Below are 20332 nucleotides of genomic sequence, written 5' to 3'. Positions count from 1 at the left end.
TTTTAGAATTTATACATAGATACAAAGTTTACACGTGATACATCAGCGGTTCTGCCATCAAACACTTCTCGTTTGCCTTGATGATATTCCATCCCAATATCCATTTGCTCAATTGGTGAATAGAAAACGTTAGCTGCGTAATCCGTTAAACGCTTGTTGGCGTCTGGGTTGAGTTTGGCATAAGCCGTGTCGTCATCATAATCAAACATTGAAGCCGATAAGTTTGCACGCCATTGCTCATTAAATTTATATGAATAACCAATATTGATGCTATTCAACTTATTCATAACCAAATCTGTTTTGTCTTCGTTTAAAGAGAAATCACCCGCGGCATTTAAACTTGCTGAATTTGCCAATCCACTTTGAGTGGTGTACGGCATAAATTTTTGATCACCGACAATATATTGATAATTTGCTTGTACCGATTGCTGAGGCGTTAATTGATATTTTAAGCCGCCTCCAGCGCCCCAGCTTACTTTCTTCACCGTGGCAGTTGCGATATCTGTAGACTTTTCATTAATAAAGCCTTGTGCAAGTGCCGTTAAAGGCCCTTTTTTAAAGGTATAGCGCCCCGTTAAAGTTGGAAATGCCGAGACTCTCGAACCTGTATATTCCAAAGCTACTTTTAAATCATTATTGGCATCAATTTTCCAGTCATAGCGAATTTGAGGAGTACGCGTATATGAGGTTCCCACAAATTGCGTGTAATCGACAGCTTCTGTACGGGTTTCCATGTTGGACATGAGTGACCATGTTTGGCCAAAGGTCCAGTCTTTATAAGTGAAAAAAGCATGACGGATGCGGAATTTACCATCCCCCGTTCCCATGTTAGAACTATCAAAGAAATCGGCCTCGATATTCCCTGTAACCGCTTTATTTGGGCTATTAAAATAAACGCCTAATCGGCTTGCATTAATCATGGCATCAGAGCGTGCATGGTTTGAACGTTTTTCACTTTCAAAAGGTGTTCGGTACAGGCTGCTGGTCGTTCTACCACCCGAGTCAGGTGATGATTTAAAATCGACCGCTGCATCAATACGGGCAATACCGTAAACCTTAACATTATCCGTCCAAGTGACCCATGAAGGAGCAACTGGCTTTTCTGTTACCGTTGCTTTAGTTTTTTCAATGTTCTCTTCGATCTTAACCTGTTTGACCTGTAAATTATTTTGAGTTTGTTTCTGAGCAGCAAGTTCTGCTTTTAATTTTTGCAGCTCAGTTTCTAGCAAATTAATTCTTTGTTCTGTCGTATCTGAAGAATTTGCAAAAATAGTCCCTGAAGCCGCAGCACAAGCTGCAGCTAAAATTAATTTTTTCATCTTTTAATCCTTAAAGAAGCGTTTTTCCGTGTGTATTTAGGCTACACGTGCATCGATTAGTTCACAGTCAGTGACTGCCTGTAATTCATCAAAAGTTAAGCCGTCTACCATTTCCTTGACGTAAGCTTTTTGATCTTTGAGTTCAATAATGCATAAATCGGTATAAATACGGTTTACACACTGCTCACCCGTTATTGGATAGCTCAGTTCTTTTACAATTTTGGACTCACCTTTTTTAGTGACATGCTCCATATAGACATAAATCGTTTTTGCGCCGACTGCCAAATCCATAGCACCGCCAACTGCGGGTACATCATCTGCTTTACCGGTATGCCAGTTTGCTAAGTCTCCATTTACCGCAACTTGGAATGCACCAATCACACAAATGTCCAGATGGCCACCACGCATAATGTCAAACGAGTCGCCATGATGCATAAAGCATCCACCATCTAACAAAGTGACAAGTTCTTTTCCGGCATTTACTAAGTCTTGATCTTCCTCACCCGGTTGTGGTGGAGGCCCAAAAGCCAAGACACCATTTTCCGAATGTAAAAAGATTTCTTTGTCTTTTGGCAAAAATTTAGCAACGTTGGTCGGTAAGCCAATCCCTAAATTGACATAAGAACCTTCAGGAATGTCATTGGCAATGAGCTTGGCAATATCTTCACGAGAACGTTTTTGAACTGACATTAGATATCTCCTACTTTTACAACGTGCTGAACAAAAATTCCCGGTGTAATAATGCACTCTGGGTCAAGCGTTCCTAGCTCTACGGTGTCATTCACTTGAACAATCGTGGTCTTGGCGGCTTTTGCCATAATTGGCCCAAAATTGCGGGCTGCTTTGCGATAAGTTAAATTGCCCCAGCGGTCAGCTTTATCGGCATAAATCAGTGCAAAATCAGCTTCAAGTGGATATTCAAGTACATAGTTTTTACCGTTGATGGTTCGCGTCTCTTTACCCTCGGCAACTTTAGTGCCATAACCAGTCGGAGTAAAAATAGCCCCAAGACCAGCACCTGCGGCCTGAATACGACAAGCCAAATTCCCTTGTGGAACCAGCTCTAACTCAATTTTTCCCGCTCTATATAAGTCTTGAAAAACGGTTGATCCAGCAGATTTCGGAAATGAACAAATCATTTTTTTAACACAGCCAGCAATAATGAGCTTGGTTAGGCCACGGTCACCAGAAGCCGCATTGTTATTTACAATGGTAAGTTCTTTTTTTCCTAAATCGATTAAGGCTTCAATTAATTCAGCAGGTTGCCCCGTCACACCGAACCCGCCTGTCATGATGGTTGCACCATCAGGAATAGCTTTTAAAATCGGTTCAATGTTACTGGTGATTTTATTTATCATCTCACTTGTCCCTTTTCATCCTTAATTTAAGGTGACAGATTGATCTGTCACTCTGCCTTTTGCGGGTTAAATAATCGGTCTTTAATAAATAACAATGGAATTACACCGCAGATAAAATAAGCTGCAGCCATCACCAAGAGCCCTAAACCAATAGTACCGTTTTGCGATAGATAACCAATTGTTAATGGAGAGAAAATTGAAAGTACTTTGCCAATGTTATAAGCACCGCCCACTGCCGAGCCTCGAATAGAAGTCGGGAAGCTTTCTGTCATATAGGTGGCATTAATTGCGTAAGGCATACCGTAAAGGAAACCGAAGAACAGCATCATCCATAAAATGTTGGTTGGTGTATTTAAGTAGACAATGACCGGAATAAATAAGGCTGTACCAATGGTTCCGAAAGCAAATACAGCGCGGCGTCCTAATTTATCGGCAACAATACCTGCAATTACTTTGGCAAACATCATAATTAGGAATGTACCGACCATATACATCGCCATTTCTTTAAACTTGATGCCAAGGTCAGACTCTAAATAAGCAGGTAACCAGTTACTTACGCCGTAATAACCAAACTGCAATGCACCCGTACTAATAATCCAAAGAACAAACATGGTGCCATGTTTCTTATCTCTTAAAATCTCAAGATATGGATTTTGGCGTTTTTTAGGTTGGTTACTTTGAGCGACTTCTAGCGCTTTTAGTTGACGGGCTTTTTTCCATGACTCAGGTTCAGGTACGCAAAAGTGCATCAAAACTGACAACACCACAGGCGCAATTGCAATCCAGTAAAGGAAACGCCAGCCATGTTCAGGAATAATATGACCTGCTAGTAATGTCGCTAATAAAGAACCTAGTGTATAACCTGTCATCAGCGTTGCTAAAACGGTAGAACGGTGTTTGGTTGGCACCATTTCAGACATAAGAATGTTACAGGCAATATAAAGTGCACCTAAGCCCATGGCGCCTATTGTTCTTAAAACTGCAAATTGCATATAAGAATGTGTAAAGCCGAGTGCACAGGTTAATATCGAAGAAAAAGCAATAAAGAAAACAATAATGCGGACCCGACCAAAACGGTCACAAGCCCAACCACCAAAAAGGCCACCCACGGCCGAACCAAATAGTGTCAAGCTTCCTAATGTTCCGGCTTGCACACCAGTTAAATGAAACTCTGCTTTAAGACTAGTGAGGCTTAATGCCAAAAAACCTAAGTCGGCCCCGTCACATAAAAGTGTAAAAAAAGCGAATATAAAAGCTGTAATCCAAATCTTTTTTGGTGTTTGAATAGCTTCAGTGCTACTCATATTCTCTGTAACAGTCTTTGTTGTCATGTCCATATCCTCAGAAGGAACATGAGGCATCCCATGCCTCATGGCATTTGATTTTTTATTAGGCTGTAGCTTCCCTAATCATGTTTTTGGCAATAATAAGTTGTTGAACTTGCGTGGTTCCTTCATAGAGACGGAACAAACGCACATCACGATAAAAACGCTCAATGGCATATTCACTGATATAGCCTGCACCACCGTGAATCTGTACACAGCGGTCAGCAACGCGTCCGCACATTTCAGTCGCAAACATTTTTGCGCATGATGCTTCTGTGCTAATGTTTTCGCCATTATCACGGCGGCGAGCTGCATCTAAAACCATACATTTAGCTGCATAAATCTCGGCTTTTGAGTCGGCGAGCATGGCTTGAATCAGCTGAAAATTTGCAATAGGTTGACCAAACTGCTTACGCTCAATCGCATAGTGCAGTGCGTCGTTTAACATGCGTTCGGCAACACCCACGCTATAGGCACCAATGTGCAAACGCCCTTTATCCAGCACTTTCATGGCCGTTTTAAAACCAACACCTTCTACGCCACCAATCAATGCAGAAGCAGGCACACGGCAATTTTCAAAAATCACATCACAAGTGTGCGAACCCTTTTGCCCCATTTTTTGGTCAATTTTGCCCAACGTAATGCCAGGCGTATTTGCCTCAACTAAAAAAGCTGAAATACCACCAGACCCTTTAATTTCAGGATTGGTTCGAGCCATTACGGTAAAAGTTGCAGCATGAGGTGCATTGGTAATAAAACGTTTGGTGCCGTTTAACACATAAAAATCACCGTCTTTAACTGCGCTGGTTTTTAAAGAGGCAGCGTCAGAGCCAGATTCAGGCTCGGTTAAACAAAATGAACCAATAATTTCGCCACTTGCGTAACGAGGTAAATATTTTTGCTTTTGCTCTTCTGTGCCATCAATCAAAATTGCACTTGAACCAATACCGTTATTAGTACCAATTAAAGAACGAAAAGCTGGTGAAGTTTGTCCAAGTTCAAATGCAACTCTGACTTCTTCTTCCATGGTGATACCTAAGCCACCATATTCTTCGGGAATTGTGAGGCCGAACAAACCAAGCTCACGCATTTGCTGCACAATGTCATCCGGAATTTTGTCTTTCTCTACCACTTCGTTTTCACGAGGGATCAATTCATTTTTTACAAAATCTCGAATTGTTGAAAGTAACTGCTCCAACATCCCTTCATCACGGATCATCTGTGATCTCCCTTTTTATGTATTTCCATCGTACCCATCAGCCATCTCCAGCTTGTCTGGATACCATGTTTTAAATCTTGTTTACTGCGGATGTGTTTCATAGTACGAGAACGAAAATACAAATTTCAAGCTTTTTTGAAAATTAATTTCGTTTAACGAAATTTAAAAAATCACCATTACGCAATATCAATAACTTAGCTTATTTAATAAATCATAATTGCTCTAATGGACTAAATAAGACTTGAAATAAATTCCAAAATAAGCATCATAAAAGGAATATAGTTTTGATGTGCGAAACAAGGAATTCAAAAATGAGTGTATCAATAGGGAATAATTTCGTAGAAGTCGACTTTTCTATTCAAAAAATAGCGATTGTAAAAATAAACCGACCTGAAGCAAAAAATGCACTGAATACAGAGGTTCGCAAACAACTAGCACATGCTTTTACCGAATTAAGTTTTAACGATGAGATCAATGCGGTTGTGCTCACAGGTGGAGAAGAAGTCTTTGCCGCAGGCGCAGATCTAAAAGAAATGGCAACCGCAACTTCCACAGAAATGTTATTGCGTCATACCGAACGTTACTGGAATGCGATTGCTCAGTGCCCTAAACCTGTGATTGCTGCTGTAAATGGCTATGCATTAGGTGGTGGCTGTGAACTTGCAATGCATGCTGACATTATTATTGCTGGTAAAGGCGCGACTTTTGGTCAACCAGAAATTAAAGTCGGTTTAATGCCGGGTGCTGGTGGTACACAACGTTTATTCCGTGCTGTCGGTAAATTCCATGCCATGCGCATGATTATGACGGGTGCCATGGTGAAAGCCGAAGAAGCTTATACCATCGGTCTTGTTTCGCAAGTCACCGAAGATGACCAAACTATTCCAACTGCGATTCAAATGGCGCAAAGCCTCGCAAAAATGCCTCCTATTGCCCTGCAACAAATTAAAGAAGTTGCGCTCATGAGCGAAGATGTTCCATTAAATGCAGGCTTAACGCTAGAACGAAAAGCATTCCAGTTGTTGTTTTCTACCGAAGATAAAAATGAAGGCGTTCAAGCTTTTATCGAAAAGCGTAAGCCGTCGTATCAAGGTAAATAATTTAAAACCATAATAACAAAGGAATGAAAATGGCCAGAAAAGTATTGATCAGTGCAGGTGGTTCAGGGATTGGACGATGCATTGCCGAGGCATTTTTAAACAATCAGGATGAAGTTTTCGTTTGTGATATTAATGCTAAAAGCCTAGAACAATTTCAAAAAGGTTATCCAAAGCTGCACATATATACCTGTGATTTAGCTAATCATGAGCAAATTAAACTCATGTTTAGTCATGCAGTTCAGAAACTTGGCAGTATTGATATTTTAGTTAATAACACAGGCATTTCAGGCCCGACTGTTGCCGCAGATGAGCTAAGTTTTGAAGATTGGAATACAGTTATAAATTTAAACCTGAATAGCACTTTTTTAATTACCCAGTTAGCCATTCCCTATTTAAAGAAAGCAGAAGCAGGCGTGATTATTAATATGTCATCTATTGCCGGCCGCTTAGGCTATCCATACCGATTAGCTTACTCCACTTCAAAATGGGGGCTGATCGGTTTTACCAAAACCCTTTCTATGGAACTCGGTGCAGACAATATTCGAGTTAACGCTATTCTTCCGGGTGCAGTCGATGGTGATCGGGTTCAACGCGTATTACAGGCCCGCGCCGATGTAGCAAATACCTCACTTGAAGAAGTGACTCAAAATGCACTGAAAAATCAGTCACTCAAATATTTTGTCAATCCAAAGCATATTGCAGATTTATGCCTATTTTTAGCTTCAGATAGTGGCCGCTCAATTTCAGGGCAAATTCTACCAATTGATGGTGATAAACAATGCTTAAGCTAAATCACCCAACCCTATTTTTCCATTTAATTTCAAATATAGATCAATAATCAGGATGATCGACATGACTTATGATATTAAAAGCATGGCTGTGATTGGTGTCGGTATTATGGGCAGTGGTATTGCTCAAATTGCTGCACAGTCAGGTCATACCACTTATTTATATGATGCCAAAGCAGGTGCAGCAGAACACGCTAAAGAAAAACTGGCTGCTACATTTCAAAAGTTAGTCGACAAAAATAAGATCACGTCTGAGCAAGCAGCAGCAGCAAATAACCATTTAATTGTTGCTCATCAAATTGAAGATTTAAAAAATTGCGACCTGATTGTAGAAGCAATTGTTGAACGTCTTGATATCAAACAAAGCTTGATGCAGCAGCTTGAAGATATTGTTTCGGATAATACTATTTTAGCCTCAAACACTTCTTCTCTTTCTATTACAGCCATTGCGGCAAATTGCAAAAAGCCTGAGCGTGTTGTGGGTTATCACTTTTTTAACCCAGTTCCACTCATGAAAGTGGTCGAAGTCATTCGTGGTTTAAAAACAGATCCACTTATTATTGATGCTTTAAACGATTTATCTCGTGCATTTGGTCACCGCCCTGTTGTAGCGAAGGACACTCCTGGATTTATTATTAATCACGCAGGCCGAGCTTATGGCACCGAAGCGCTTAAAATTTTAAATGAAAATGTCTGTGATATTAGCGAAATTGACCGTATTTTACGTGACGGCGTTGGTTTTAGAATGGGTCCTTTTGAATTACTCGATTTAACTGGCCTTGATGTTTCGCATCCAGTTATGGAGTCGATTTATCACCAATACTATGAAGAAGCGCGCTACAAACCGAACCCGCTGACCAAACAGATGCTAGATGCCAAGCAACTTGGACGGAAGGTTAATCAAGGTTTTTATAACTATGAAACCGGTTCAAAAACAGGTGAACAACCTGCCAAGTTTGTAGAGCGTTTAGCGCAATATCCAAAAGTTTGGGTAGCTGCCGATTTCCCAGAAGATAAAAAACAGCTCGAAGATTATTTAACTCAGCAAAATATTGCCCTAGACGCTAATCCTGAACCACAAATAGATAGCTTATGTTTACTTGCTTGTTACGGTGAAGATACCACTCAAGCGGCTACTCGCCTTGGGGTTAATCCTGCGCAAGCTGTTGCTATAGACATGCTTTATGGCATTGCAAAGCACCGAACCTTAATGCCTTCACTCATTACTAAATCTGAATATTGTCAAGCAGCTCACTCTATTTTCAATCTAGACGGAAATCTGGTGAGCATGATTAATGAAAGTATTGGCTTTGTTGCTCAGCGTGTTTTAGCGATGGTGATTAATCTAGGCTGTGATATTGCCCAGCAAAATGTTGCCACGGTAGATGACATTAATGCCGCAGTACGTCTTGGTTTAGGCTATCCATTTGGTCCAATTGAATGGGGCGATCAAGTCGGTAGCGAAAAAATCTTACTCATTCTGAACCGTATAACAGCGCTTACGTATGATCCACGTTACCGCCCTAGCCCGTGGTTACAGCGTCGTGTCGCACTTCATTTACCTCTTACTTTTACTCACGAGTCTTGAAAAGGAATTTCTCAATGTTAAATGCATATATCTATGATGGTTTACGTAGTCCATTTGGCCGTCATGCAGGTGAACTTGCCTCAATTCGCCCTGATGATTTAGCAGCAACTGTTATTCAAAAATTACTTGAAAAAACAGGTGTACCGGGAGCGGATATTGAAGATGTGATTTTAGGTGATACCAATCAAGCAGGTGAAGATAGTCGTAATGTGGCACGAAATGCACTATTGCTTGCCGGTTTACCTGTCACTGTGCCGGGCCAAACGGTAAACCGCCTATGCGCTAGTGGTTTAGGCGCTGTAATTGATTCAGCACGCGCTATTACTTGTGGTGAAGGCGAGCTCTATATTGCAGGTGGTGTAGAAAGTATGTCACGTGCTCCCTTTGTAATGGGTAAAGCAGAAAGTGCTTATAGCCGTGATGCAAAAATTTATGACACCACTATTGGTTCTCGCTTTCCAAATAAAAAAATTATTGCTCAGTACGGCGGTCATTCAATGCCTGAAACGGGCGATAACGTTGCAGCCGATTTTGGTATTAGTCGTGAGCAAGCAGACTTATTTGCAGCTCAATCACAAGCCAAATATCAAAAAGCCAAAGAAGAAGGTTTCTTTGCCGATGAAATTACTCCAATTGAGGTTTTCCAAGGCAAAAAATTGCCACCTAAACTCGTTTCTGAAGATGAACATCCTCGCCCAAGCTCAACTGTTGAAGCACTTACAAAGTTAAAACCACTCTTTGAAGGTGGCGTGGTCACTGCCGGTAATGCTTCAGGTATTAATGATGGTGCAGCAGCACTTTTGATTGGTTCAGAAGCGGCAGGTCAAAAATATGGCTTAAAACCAATGGCTAAAATTTTGTCAGCAGCAGCTGCGGGTATTGAACCACGTATTATGGGTGCAGGCCCGATCGAAGCCATTAAAAAAGCAGTTACTCGTGCTGGCCTTACTTTAGATGACATGGATATTATTGAAATTAATGAAGCGTTTGCTTCACAGGTTTTATCTTGTTTAAAAGGTTTAAATGTTGATTTTAATGACCCGCGTGTGAACCCCAACGGTGGTGCAATTGCAGTTGGTCATCCACTGGGTGCCTCTGGCGCTCGTCTTGCGTTAACAGTAGCTCGCGAGTTAATCCGCCGTAAAAAGAAATATGCCGTGGTGAGCCTATGTATTGGTGTAGGTCAAGGTCTTGCAATGGTGATTGAAAACGTTTCATAACCATGAACCCGATATCCATTCATCACAACAGCGCAGTGATGAATGGATTTATTTTGCAGAGCGAAATATAATGGCAAAACTATTGCTTTAATTATATTTGAGGATCGAATGTCTCAAAACACGGAAACTGAAAAACCAATAAATTTTGATGAGATACGTTTAGATCCTATTTCGCATATACATCGGGAAAATAACCCGCAATTTATTGCTTCTTTAGCGCGCGGTTTAGAACTTTTAAGATGCTTTTCTGCAAATAATCAGGTACTTGGTAACCAAGAATTAGCAAAAATGACAGGTTTACCTAAACCGACCATTGCACGTATTACCAATACCCTTGTGTCATTAGGTTATTTAAAACAATTGCCTAACTCGACCAAATACACACTAGATATTGGTGTCTTATCTTTAGGATATGCAGCTTTATCTAACATCTCGATTCGTAATATTGCTCATCAATATATGGAAGAGATGAGCCAGTATGTTCAAGCGCCTGTAGCGATGGCAACGCGTGATCGCTTAAATATGGTGTATATCGATGTTGTGCAAATTGAAACAGCCTTAAATATGCGCCGTCCAATTGGTTCGACTTTGCCAATTCATAGTAGTTCTATGGGCCGAGCATGCTTGGCTGCGACCCCTGAACGTGAGCGCAACTTTCTACTTGATGCGTTGAAACAAAAGAATCCCGAAAACTGGCCAGCCATAAAACGTTCTTTAGAACGAGCTTTCCGTGATTACCAAGATTATGGATATTGTTTGTCTTTAGGCGAGTGGCATAAAGAAGTGAACTCGGTGGCTGTACCTTTAGTTAGCTCCAAACATGGTCTTTATGTTTTTAACTGTGGTGCGCCAAGTTTTCATTTAAATCCCGAAAAACTTGAAGGTGAAATTGGACCACGTTTAATTCACATGGTGCACAACATTCAAGATGCTTTGAATGAAACGCACTAACAGTCGTGCTTAAAACAGTCATGGTTGTGTTGATTAAAGTTCCACTTTCATTATGACTAAGGCATGATGAAAAACGCACTCTATACCCCAACCATTATTTTAATGGCAATTGCCGCAGGCATTTGTACAGGTGGAAATTATTTTAGTCAGCCACTTATTCATTCAATTAGTGTAAGCCTAGATTTAACTGAAACAACTACAGCGTGGGTGCCAACTCTAGCCCAAATCACCTACGCATGTGGCTTACTCTTTTTAATGCCGTTGGGTGACATATTAGAAAAGCGCAAGCTGCTATTTGTCTTTATGTTATTGGCTTCAAGCGGATTAATTATTAGCGGGTTTTCGCACAATATTTATCTTTTACTGCTTGGCACTATCATTACTGGTCTATTTTCTAGTGCAGCCCAACTGTTGTTACCACTTGCTGCAAGTCTGGTTCCAATCCAACAAAGCGGCCGAGTCGTCGGTTTTTTACTCAGTGGACTGATGATGGGGGTTTTACTCGCCCGCTCTCTTTCAGGGCTGATGTCTACACTTTTTGCATGGAATATTATTTATCTGGTCAGTGGCTTTCTGTTACTTGTCATTGCCATTATTTTGCATCGTAATATCGGGTTATTTCCACCAACCAAATCTGAAAACTATGCAAAAACTATTCGCTCTTTACCACAGATTTTTATTCAAAATCGGCGGTTAAGAACCAGAACTTATATTGGTGGTTTTACATTTGCTTGTGTAAGTTTAACCTTTACCACCATGTCGTTGCTTTTGGCTCCAGCACCCTATTTTTTTAGCGACTTTACCATTGGCCTTTTCAGTTTTGTTGGCGTGTTAGGGACGTTCGTTGCCAATTTTTCAGGTAAATTTATTGATCAAGGCTACATTCATAAAATTTCAATTTATTGCGGCATTGGCCTTATTTTAAGTTGGATTCTTTTTTCACTTTTACCCTACCATTTCGCTTTTTATATTATTGCCTTACTCATTCTCTACGCTTCTCTTTCTGCTGTGCATGTCACCAACCAAAGTATTGTATTTAAACTTAATCAAGAACTACGCTCACGTTTTAACGCGATTTATATGACGGGTTACTTTGCTGGCGGCGCTTTAGGCACAACGGCAGGAAGTTATGCTTGGAAACACTTCGGATGGACAGGTGTCTGTATTTTGGGTTTAATTTTTGCCGTTTTATGTCTTTATTATTGTGAGAGTGATGCAAAAAATCAGCACAATTAAAACTTGTGCTGATGTATATAAATTAGGCTAATAATGAGTTATAGAAGCTAGGATAACTCTATAAAAGTCCTAATAATCGGCCACGAATAATATCTTCTGCATCTTTGACAATTCGGTTAACCAGTTCATCGCATGTCGGAATATCATGAATCAAGCTTGCCACTAACCCACATGACCATGCGCCAGCATTAACGTCCCCATCAATCATGACTTTGGGATAGACGCCCGCAACTTCTTCAATAATATCTTCAAATTTAATGTTATCACCGAGCGCTTTTTCTTTTGCCACGATTTTTTCTACAGCAGCATTATTCATAACACGTTCAGTATTTCGCAAAGCACGCATAATTAAACGCGTATCTCGTTCGGTTGCATTCAAAATCGCCTGTTTCACATTTGCATGTACGGGAGCTTCCTGAGTCGCAATAAAACGCGTTCCCATGTTAATTCCATCGGCTCCCATCGCTAATGCAGCAGCGAGTGAGCGCCCATCTGCCATTCCACCTGAAGCAACAAACGGGATGTCTAATGCATCGGCTGCTAAAGGCAATAAGATCATATTTGGCACGTCATCCTCACCGGGGTGCCCACCACACTCGAAACCATCTACAGAAACCGCATCGCACCCAATTTGCTGTGCTTTTAAGCTATGTCGAACCGAAGTACATTTGTGAATTACTTTAATGCCAGCAGCCTTTAAATACGGCATGACTTGTTCAGGATTACGCCCTGCTGTTTCTACAACCTTGACTCCACCTTTAATAATTGCCTCTACAAAACCCGGATAATCAGGGGTATTCACCGTAGGCAAAAAGGTTAAATTTACCCCAAAAGGCTTATCAGTCATTTCTCGGCAACGTGCAATTTCTTTTGCCAGATTTTCAGGTGTACGCTGAGTTAAGCCAGTAATAATACCTAACCCGCCTGCGTTAGAAACCGCAGCAGCAAGCTCTGCAAAACCAACATAATGCATACCGCCTTGAATAATTGGATGCTCGATTTCAAATAGTTCTGTAATTTTGGTCTTCATATTATTCCCACTCACTGTTCTATAGCTAGCCTCTTATTTCCTTAGCAGAGCTAGATGCTTATTTACACATAAATCTTATCATCATTTAAAGTGACTTAAAGTAAAAATTTCACAATACAAAATTTTATACCACAATATAAAACAAAATAATTGATAACGGAATTATTTTTCGATAGCATTATTTTAATAAGTTTAAATTTTAGACGGAAAGCTATTTAAAGGAATGAATAATGCAGCAGGACAATAAAACCCAAAGCGAGCTTAAAACAGGCACAATTCAACAGCGTTTAGATAAACATATACTAACGCTCACCATGAGCAATCCCACTAAAAAGAATGCAATTAATTACGAAATGTATGCGGCCCTAAGTCAGGCCTTAGATCAAGCTGCAACCAATCAAGACGTTCATGTCGTTGTGCTTACTGGTGAAAACTCCGCATTTACGAGTGGTAATGATGTCAATGCATTTGAAAAACGCGACGCATCAAGTTCCGAACCACCCGCTTCGATTATTTTCTTAAAAAGCTTAGCAACGTTTCCAAAACCGATTATTGCTAAAGTAAATGGTGTGGCAATTGGCATTGGCAGCACTATGCTTCTACATTGCGACCTTGTGTATGCAAGCCAAAATTCTATTTTTCAGTTTCCCTTCGTGAATTTGGGACTTGTACCTGAAGCGGGTTCAAGTTACATCTTGCCAAGATTATTGGGCTTTGCTCGAGCTTCGGAAATTATTTTACTCGGTGAAAAGTTTTCGGCGGAACAAGCAAAAAATTACGGTCTGGTAAATGAAATATTTGAGGCAACTGAGCTGGATCAAGCGGTTGAAGATATGGCCATTAAACTTGCTCACAAACCAAGCCAAGCCTTACAGCTCAGTAAAAAGTTACTAAGAGATATGCCAATTGATGATCTACTCAATCGTATTGACCATGAGTCGACTATTTTCTCGCGTTGTTTACAAGGTTCCGAGTTTAAAGAAGCATTAAGTTCTTTCAAAGAAAAACGGAAACCGAACTTTCACAACCAAACAGCCTAAAGCTTACCCACTAAAAAGCCAGCCTTGAAAAAACAAAGCTGGCTCCTATAAATGAATCAAATAGGTTTAGCTAATCTCAGTGCGAATATTATTCACCATGTGTAAAAGACGTGGTGCAATATCTTCTTCAAGTTTTTCACGATTCATAATGAAACTTGGGCCACCACAGTTGAACACCAGTAAACCATGTTGTTCATGAATCAGTGGAACTGCAACAGAATTGACATCTTTATGCCATTCGCCAATTGAAAAACAATAACCAAAATCTTGGTAATCTTTAAAGGCTTTGTCTAAATCACGGTTAATTTTGATCCAGTCTTCTTTGTGTTTGCTACGGATGGCATCAAGTAAAAATTCTCTTTCGTCTTCAGGCATTGCAGCTAAACATGCACGCCCCATAGAACTTAAATGAATCGGTAAATAGGTTCCAACTTGACGGCGCATGGTCATATTGCCTTTGCCTTGCACCACATCAAGATAAATCATGTTCAATCGATCACGTGTTGCCATGGCTACAGCAGCGCCAGCATAGTCTGCCAAATTTTTCATATATGGATGAGCAATAGAGCGAATCGATACGTTAGACAACATGGAATAACCAAACGCAAGAACCCCTACTGAAAGCTGGAATTTGCTTGAGTTAGGTACTTGTTTGATATAACCCAAACGCGACAAGGTATGTGTAAGGCGAGTAATGGTTGGTTTTGGCAAACCGGTCATCTGAGCAAGCTCTTGGTTACCCAAATGCTGATGTTTAGGCGTAAAACAACGTAATAGCTCTAAACCACGTGCTAATGCAGTAATAAATTGGCGATCATTTTCATCCTGCATGTCTTCAATCGGATGTAATAATTCATGCCTTAATGGCGCTAATAATTTTTCTGTCGGTTCTGCATCAACTGCATCGTTCATTGTCATACCAATCCATATTTTGTTTCGCACTGCGAAAATTATAATCTATTTTTTCTATAAATAGCAAAAGAGCAAACATCCGAGTCTGCATCTAAAAGATAACTTCATTTAACTCATTAAAGCGAAAGATTAAATATTTTATTTTCTGATTTTAAATATAATTTTAACCTTCCGCTTTTAAGCCACCTACCCAATTACGCCCTTTTCTTTGAGCTCAGCTAGTTTTTCAGGAGAAACTACTCGACCTAAAACCGCCTGCGTATGTTCTCCCAGCAGCGGTGGTGCTGTTTTGTATTCAACAGGTGTTCTAGAAAGTTTGATTGGTGACCCAATTACCTTCAGTTTTTCACGCTGAGGATGGTTCATCTCGACTAACATTTCTCGGGCAATGACTTGCGGTTCTTGAAAAGCTTGTTCCAAGTTATTAATCACACCGACGGGAACTTTAGCGGCATAAATTGCATCTACCCATTCATCTGCTGTTTTTGTTAAAAAGTGAGTTTGTAAAATCCCGATAATTTCATCACGATGCTTGATTCGGTCCGCATTTCGAGCAAAACGTGCATCATTTGCTAAATCGGGTAACCCAATACTTCGACAGAGTTGAATAAACTGAGTGTCATTTCCACACGCGATAATAAAATCACGGTCAGAAGCTTTGAACACTTGATAAGGCACAATATTAGCGTGTGCATTGCCATAACGCTTAGGGATATTACCCGATGAAAGATAGTTCATTCCCTGATTTGCCATTGTGGCAATTTGAACATCAAGTAAAGCCATATCAATGTATTGGCCTAAACCTGTCACATGGCGGTTGAGTAAAGCAGCCTGTATGGCAATCGTAGAATAAAGTCCTGTAGCTAAATCGGAAAATGCGACCCCTACTTTTTGTGGACCACCGCCCGACAAATCATCACGCTCACCTGTAACTGACATGAGTCCCCCCATGCCCTGAATAATAAAGTCATAACCGGGCTCTTCTGCTCTTGGGCCATTTTGACCAAAACCTGTTATCGAGCAATACACCAGTTTAGGGTTAATCGCAGATAAAGACTCATAGTCCAAACCGTACTTTTTTAAAGACCCCGCTTTGTAGTTTTCAATCACGACATCGGTGTCTTGAATGAGGGCTTTAATCAATTCTTGACCATCAGGACTGGCAATGTCGATGGCAACCGATAGTTTATTGCGGTTAGTGGACTGATAATATGCAGCTTCTTGAGTGTCTTGGCCTGAGTCATCTTTCATCCAAGGTGGCCCCCAAGAACGGGTGTCATCACCGACTTCCGGTCGTTCAATCTTGATTACTTCTGCGCCTAAATCGGCAAGAATCTGTCCACACCAAGGTCCAGCCAATACCCGACTTAAGTCAAGCACCCGAATTCCATTTAAAGCACCCATCTTTATCCTACTATATTTTGTGAATCATTTCCTATAGGAAAACTTATCTATTTAAAATTTCGCATAGCGATATATATTTTTAATATACACAGCTCTTTTGAAAAATCAAACTTTAATTTTCCACTAAAAATAATGATTTTTTATAAGAAAATATAGCTTAAATAAATCAATAAATTAGCCAAACATAAATCAACAACAAAGTATCGCATTGCGAAATTAATTTTCAAAATATATTGTTTTGCGTTCATCCTTTGATTACTATCGCTTCAAATATTGGTGATTTTACGAACATCACATTGATGTTTTCTGCATGTAGTAAAAGGACGAGACTATGATTCGAGATCAGGAAACCTTAAATCAACTTGTTGATATGATTCGACAATTTGTTGAAGGTGTATTAATTCCTCATGAGAATGAAGTCGCTGAAACGGATGAAATTCCTCAAGATATCGTTGAGCAAATGAAAGCTCTCGGTTTATTTGGTTTAACCATTCCTGAAGAGTACGAAGGTCTTGGCCTGACGATGGAAGAAGAAGTCTATGTGGCTTTTGAATTAGGTCGTACCTCTCCTGCTTTTCGCTCTCTCATTGGGACCAATAATGGCATTGGCTCAAGTGGCCTGATTATTGATGGGACCGAAGCACAAAAATCATTTTTCTTGCCACGTTTAGCACGTGGTGAAGTGATCAGTTCTTTTTGCTTAACCGAACCGGATGCAGGTTCTGATGCTGCCTCTTTAAAAACCACCGCTGTAAAAGACGGTGACTTTTACATTTTAAATGGTACTAAACGCTTTATCACCAATGCTCCTCACGCTGGTGTATTTACAGTCATGGCACGTACAAACCCTGATATTAAAGGCACTAGTGGTATTTCTGCTTTTATTGTCGATAGCCAAACTCCGGGCATTTTTCTTGGCAAACGCGATAAAAAAATGGGGCAAAAAGGCGCACATACCTGTGATGTGATTTTTGAAAATTGTCGTATTCCTGCTTCGGCACTCATTGGTGGTGTTGAAGGTGTTGGTTTTAAAACTGCTATGAAAGTACTCGATAAAGGCCGTTTGCATATTGCGGCTTTGAGTGTCGGCGCAGCAACACGAATGCTAGACGATTCTTTAAATTACGCCATCGAACGCAAGCAATTTGGACAACCGATTGCCGAATTTCAACTCATTCAAGCCATGCTTGCCGACTCAAAAGCTGAAATTTATGCAGCTAAATGTATGGTCTTAGACGCTGCACGCCTACGCGATGCAGGTCAAAACGTTAGCACCGAAGCCTCATGCGCAAAAATGTTTGCAACAGAAATGTGTGGCCGCGTTGCTGATCGCTGCGTACAAATTCACGGCGGCGCGGGTTACATCAGTGAATACGCCATTGAACGTTTTTATCGAGATGTTCGTTTGTTCCGTCTCTATGAAGGGACCACTCAAATTCAACAAATGATTATTGCCCGAAACATGATTCGCGTTGCGTCTTAATCAAATTTTAAGCGCTTCAAAACGACTTGAAGTGCTTTTTATCAAATGTAGGTAATGGATTATGGCTACAAATTACAAAGAAGGTCTTTCCCGTATACAGCCTCATACGTGGAAAATAGCATTTATTTTTGCATTTCTAGCACTGTTGGTAGATGGGGCAGATTTGATGCTACTGTCTTATAGCTTAAATAGTATTAAGGCAGATTTTGGATTAAGTTCAGTACAAGCAGGTATGCTTGGCAGTTTCACATTGGCAGGCATGGCTGTTGGTGGAATTTTTGGGGGATGGGCGTGCGATAAATTTGGTCGCGTGCGCATTGTGGTTATTTCTATTTTAATTTTCTCACTCCTCACCTGTGGCTTAGGTTTCACCCAAAGCTTTCTTCAGTTTGGTATTTTAAGATTTTTTGCATCACTGGGTTTGGGTTCACTTTATATTGCCTGTAATACCCTCATGGCCGAATATGTCCCAACCCGTTACCGCACCACAGTACTGGGTACCCTACAAGCTGGCTGGACGGTTGGCTATATTGTTGCGACCTTACTTGCAGGCTGGATTATTCCTGATCATGGCTGGCGCATGCTGTTTTATGTTGCGATTATTCCTGTTGTTATTGCTTTCCTCATGCATATTCTTGTACCAGAACCAGAAGCATGGCAAAAGTCTCGACTACAACAACCTGTTGTGGCTCAAAATGCTCTAAAAACCTCGGCATTTAAGCTTATTTTCCAAGATAAACGAAACCGTAATATGTTTATCCTATGGGCGCTAACGGCAGGCTTTTTACAGTTTGGCTACTATGGCGTAAATAACTGGATGCCTTCATACCTTGAAAGTGAACTCGGTATGAAATTTAAGGAAATGACTGCCTATATGGTAGGTACATATACCGCGATGATTTTGGGTAAAGTTCTTGCGGGCATGATGGCCGATAAATTAGGACGTCGTTTTACCTATGCTTTTGGTGCAATCGGCACTGCTATTTTCCTACCTTTAATTGTTTTTTATAACTCTCCAAGCAACATTTTATATTTACTGGTGACCTTTGGTTTCCTCTACGGCATCCCGTATGGCGTAAATGCCACCTATATGACCGAAAGCTTTGCAACAGCAATCCGCGGTACAGCCATTGGTGGTGCTTATAACGTCGGACGTTTAGGTGCTGCTTTAGCCCCTGCAACGATTGGTTTCTTAGCCTCTGGCGGTTCAATTGGTTTAGGTTTTGTCGTGATGGGTGCTGCCTACCTAATTTGTGGCGTGATACCAGCCCTATTTATTAAAGAAAAATTATATGACCCTCAAAAGTCATAAAAAGATCTATCACATAGGTCATATGCCTATCTGATTGATGGTGCTAACAATCGAAACATGTGTTTTAAATCGTTAGCCGGAAATAAGGAATTTACTCCTCAAAGTTACTCCTTATTTCCACATATGTAGAGTGTATCTACTCTTCATTTTAATTTTTTAGGTAAGCTTAGCTCCCAAGGGAGCTAAGCTTAAAAATATATAAACCTAAACTTTGTTTAAGGTCGTTCACCCTGCCCCAAACGGCGTTCAATATCATCGAGTACATTTGGCAAATCAGCGACACTATCAATCACATAGTGAGCACCCGACGCATTCATTTTTTGGTATGCCTTATCTTTTAGCACAATCTGTTCATCAGCCGATAATGCACTCCACTCTTCATAGCTCAAGCCGACTTCATTACCACTAATCGCAAGTCCTACTGTCCAGCACCCTGCGTTTAAACCTTCGTCAATACCCACCACGGTATCATCTACTTTTACAACGGTTTTAATATCGGATACATCGAGTTGAATTAAGTTCTTCCACAACATTTCAGGATATGGACGACCATATTTCACGTCACTTGCCGTAACGATACAGTCCGGTCGATAGCCCTGATCGGCAGCATCTTTGACCAAACGACCAATCATCATGGATGCATATCCTGTATTACTACCAATTTTTGCACCACGCTTTTTAATATTTTCAAACGTTTCTAATGCACCCGGAATTAAAGCAGAACATTTCGGAATAGAATTTAACTGGTACGGAATAAAGTCTTTATATAAACGGTCAATATCTGCTTCAGTTGCCGCCTGACCATATACTTCCTGCCATGCAGTCGCTACACGCGGCATTTTTAAAACTGCTGCAATATGGTCACGTTTTTCTAAACCCATTGGCGCACGCGCCTCTTCGACCGTAATTTCAATTTTATTGTCTTTAAATAAAGCCATAAAAGCCAAAATCGGTGCGCGTGAACCAAAATCTACAGTTGTGCCAGCCCAGTCAAAAACTACAGCCTGAATTTGTGTATTGTTGGTCGTCATGATGTATTCCCCTTAA

At 40.6% G+C, this 20332-nt stretch carries 18 protein-coding genes; 9 read left to right on the top strand and 9 right to left on the bottom strand.

Annotation, left to right across the window (positions count from 1 at the left end; genetic code table 11):
* Positions 1-2: 2 nt before the first annotated feature.
* Genes dcaP through B806_RS0109085 form a run of 5 tightly spaced genes read right to left on the bottom strand, consistent with a single transcriptional unit; the run spans position 3 to position 5221 of the window.
* Complete coding sequence (dcaP, locus tag B806_RS0109105) at positions 3-1319, bottom strand: outer membrane trimeric porin-like protein DcaP (RefSeq protein ID WP_017385567.1); 1317 nt, start codon at positions 1317-1319, stop codon at positions 3-5.
* Positions 1320-1355: 36 nt separating this feature from the next.
* The gene (locus B806_RS0109100; protein WP_002157212.1) at positions 1356-2009 is read right to left on the bottom strand and encodes a 3-oxoacid CoA-transferase subunit B; all 654 of its coding nucleotides are present in this window, start codon (positions 2007-2009) and stop codon (positions 1356-1358) included.
* Positions 2009-2677 carry a 3-oxoacid CoA-transferase subunit A gene (locus B806_RS0109095; protein WP_017385566.1) on the bottom strand — a complete coding sequence of 223 codons (669 nt, stop codon included), beginning with the start codon at positions 2675-2677 and terminating at the stop codon, positions 2009-2011. The genes B806_RS0109100 and B806_RS0109095 overlap by 1 nt, the downstream gene beginning before the upstream one ends.
* 47 nt (positions 2678-2724) lie before the next feature.
* A complete protein-coding gene (locus tag B806_RS0109090) occupies positions 2725-4008 on the bottom strand; it encodes an MFS transporter (RefSeq protein ID WP_017402918.1) in 1284 nt (427 codons plus the stop codon).
* A gap of 58 nt (positions 4009-4066) precedes the next feature.
* The gene (locus tag B806_RS0109085) at positions 4067-5221 is read right to left on the bottom strand and encodes an acyl-CoA dehydrogenase family protein (RefSeq protein ID WP_000617392.1); all 1155 of its coding nucleotides are present in this window, start codon (positions 5219-5221) and stop codon (positions 4067-4069) included.
* A 311-nt stretch (positions 5222-5532) separates the two neighbouring features.
* Between B806_RS0109085 and B806_RS0109080 the strand changes: the two genes are divergently transcribed.
* The 6 genes from B806_RS0109080 to B806_RS0109055 all read left to right on the top strand — a co-directional run bounded on the left by B806_RS0109080 (position 5533) and on the right by B806_RS0109055 (position 12104).
* Positions 5533-6321, top strand: a complete 789-nt coding sequence (locus B806_RS0109080; protein ID WP_017385564.1) for an enoyl-CoA hydratase — start codon at positions 5533-5535, stop codon at positions 6319-6321.
* Between the two features lie 29 nt (positions 6322-6350).
* The gene (locus B806_RS0109075) at positions 6351-7112 is read left to right on the top strand and encodes an SDR family oxidoreductase (protein ID WP_017385563.1); all 762 of its coding nucleotides are present in this window, start codon (positions 6351-6353) and stop codon (positions 7110-7112) included.
* Between the two features lie 61 nt (positions 7113-7173).
* Positions 7174-8697 carry a 3-hydroxyacyl-CoA dehydrogenase gene (locus B806_RS0109070; RefSeq protein WP_017385562.1) on the top strand — a complete coding sequence of 508 codons (1524 nt, stop codon included), beginning with the start codon at positions 7174-7176 and terminating at the stop codon, positions 8695-8697.
* A 14-nt stretch (positions 8698-8711) separates the two neighbouring features.
* A complete protein-coding gene (locus B806_RS0109065; protein ID WP_017385561.1) occupies positions 8712-9917 on the top strand; it encodes a 3-oxoadipyl-CoA thiolase in 1206 nt (401 codons plus the stop codon).
* Between the two features lie 108 nt (positions 9918-10025).
* The gene (locus B806_RS0109060) at positions 10026-10868 is read left to right on the top strand and encodes an IclR family transcriptional regulator (RefSeq protein WP_000081480.1); all 843 of its coding nucleotides are present in this window, start codon (positions 10026-10028) and stop codon (positions 10866-10868) included.
* A gap of 63 nt (positions 10869-10931) precedes the next feature.
* Complete coding sequence (locus B806_RS0109055) at positions 10932-12104, top strand: MFS transporter (RefSeq protein ID WP_017385560.1); 1173 nt, start codon at positions 10932-10934, stop codon at positions 12102-12104.
* Between the two features lie 58 nt (positions 12105-12162).
* Here the strand turns inward: B806_RS0109055 and B806_RS0109050 are convergent, their stop codons facing one another.
* The gene (locus tag B806_RS0109050) at positions 12163-13134 is read right to left on the bottom strand and encodes a nitronate monooxygenase family protein (RefSeq protein ID WP_017385559.1); all 972 of its coding nucleotides are present in this window, start codon (positions 13132-13134) and stop codon (positions 12163-12165) included.
* 230 nt (positions 13135-13364) lie between these two features.
* On the opposite strand from B806_RS0109050, the gene B806_RS0109045 reads away from it, so the two are divergent.
* A complete protein-coding gene (locus B806_RS0109045; protein WP_017385558.1) occupies positions 13365-14174 on the top strand; it encodes an enoyl-CoA hydratase in 810 nt (269 codons plus the stop codon).
* A gap of 66 nt (positions 14175-14240) precedes the next feature.
* Here B806_RS0109045 and B806_RS0109040 read toward each other — a convergent pair whose 3' ends face one another.
* Positions 14241-15086 carry an IclR family transcriptional regulator gene (locus tag B806_RS0109040; RefSeq protein ID WP_013198245.1) on the bottom strand — a complete coding sequence of 282 codons (846 nt, stop codon included), beginning with the start codon at positions 15084-15086 and terminating at the stop codon, positions 14241-14243.
* 186 nt (positions 15087-15272) lie between these two features.
* Positions 15273-16490: a CaiB/BaiF CoA-transferase family protein gene (locus B806_RS0109035; RefSeq protein WP_017385557.1), complete on the bottom strand. Its 1218-nt coding sequence runs from the start codon at positions 16488-16490 to the stop codon at positions 15273-15275.
* A gap of 331 nt (positions 16491-16821) precedes the next feature.
* On the opposite strand from B806_RS0109035, the gene B806_RS0109030 reads away from it, so the two are divergent.
* Both B806_RS0109030 and B806_RS0109025 read left to right on the top strand, forming a co-directional pair.
* Positions 16822-17973 carry an acyl-CoA dehydrogenase family protein gene (locus B806_RS0109030; RefSeq protein WP_017385556.1) on the top strand — a complete coding sequence of 384 codons (1152 nt, stop codon included), beginning with the start codon at positions 16822-16824 and terminating at the stop codon, positions 17971-17973.
* Between the two features lie 61 nt (positions 17974-18034).
* Positions 18035-19285 carry an MFS transporter gene (locus B806_RS0109025; protein ID WP_017385555.1) on the top strand — a complete coding sequence of 417 codons (1251 nt, stop codon included), beginning with the start codon at positions 18035-18037 and terminating at the stop codon, positions 19283-19285.
* Between the two features lie 215 nt (positions 19286-19500).
* On the opposite strand, the gene phnX is transcribed toward B806_RS0109025, so the two are convergent.
* The gene (gene phnX / locus B806_RS0109020; RefSeq protein WP_017385554.1) at positions 19501-20316 is read right to left on the bottom strand and encodes a phosphonoacetaldehyde hydrolase; all 816 of its coding nucleotides are present in this window, start codon (positions 20314-20316) and stop codon (positions 19501-19503) included.
* Between the last annotated feature and the right edge of the window lie 16 nt (positions 20317-20332).

Source organism: Acinetobacter sp. TG2027, from assembly GCF_000302435.1.
Taxonomy (GTDB): domain Bacteria; phylum Pseudomonadota; class Gammaproteobacteria; order Pseudomonadales; family Moraxellaceae; genus Acinetobacter; species Acinetobacter pittii.
The sequence above is the reverse complement of the archived record's forward strand: the minus strand, read 5'-3'. Positions and strand labels throughout refer to the sequence as shown.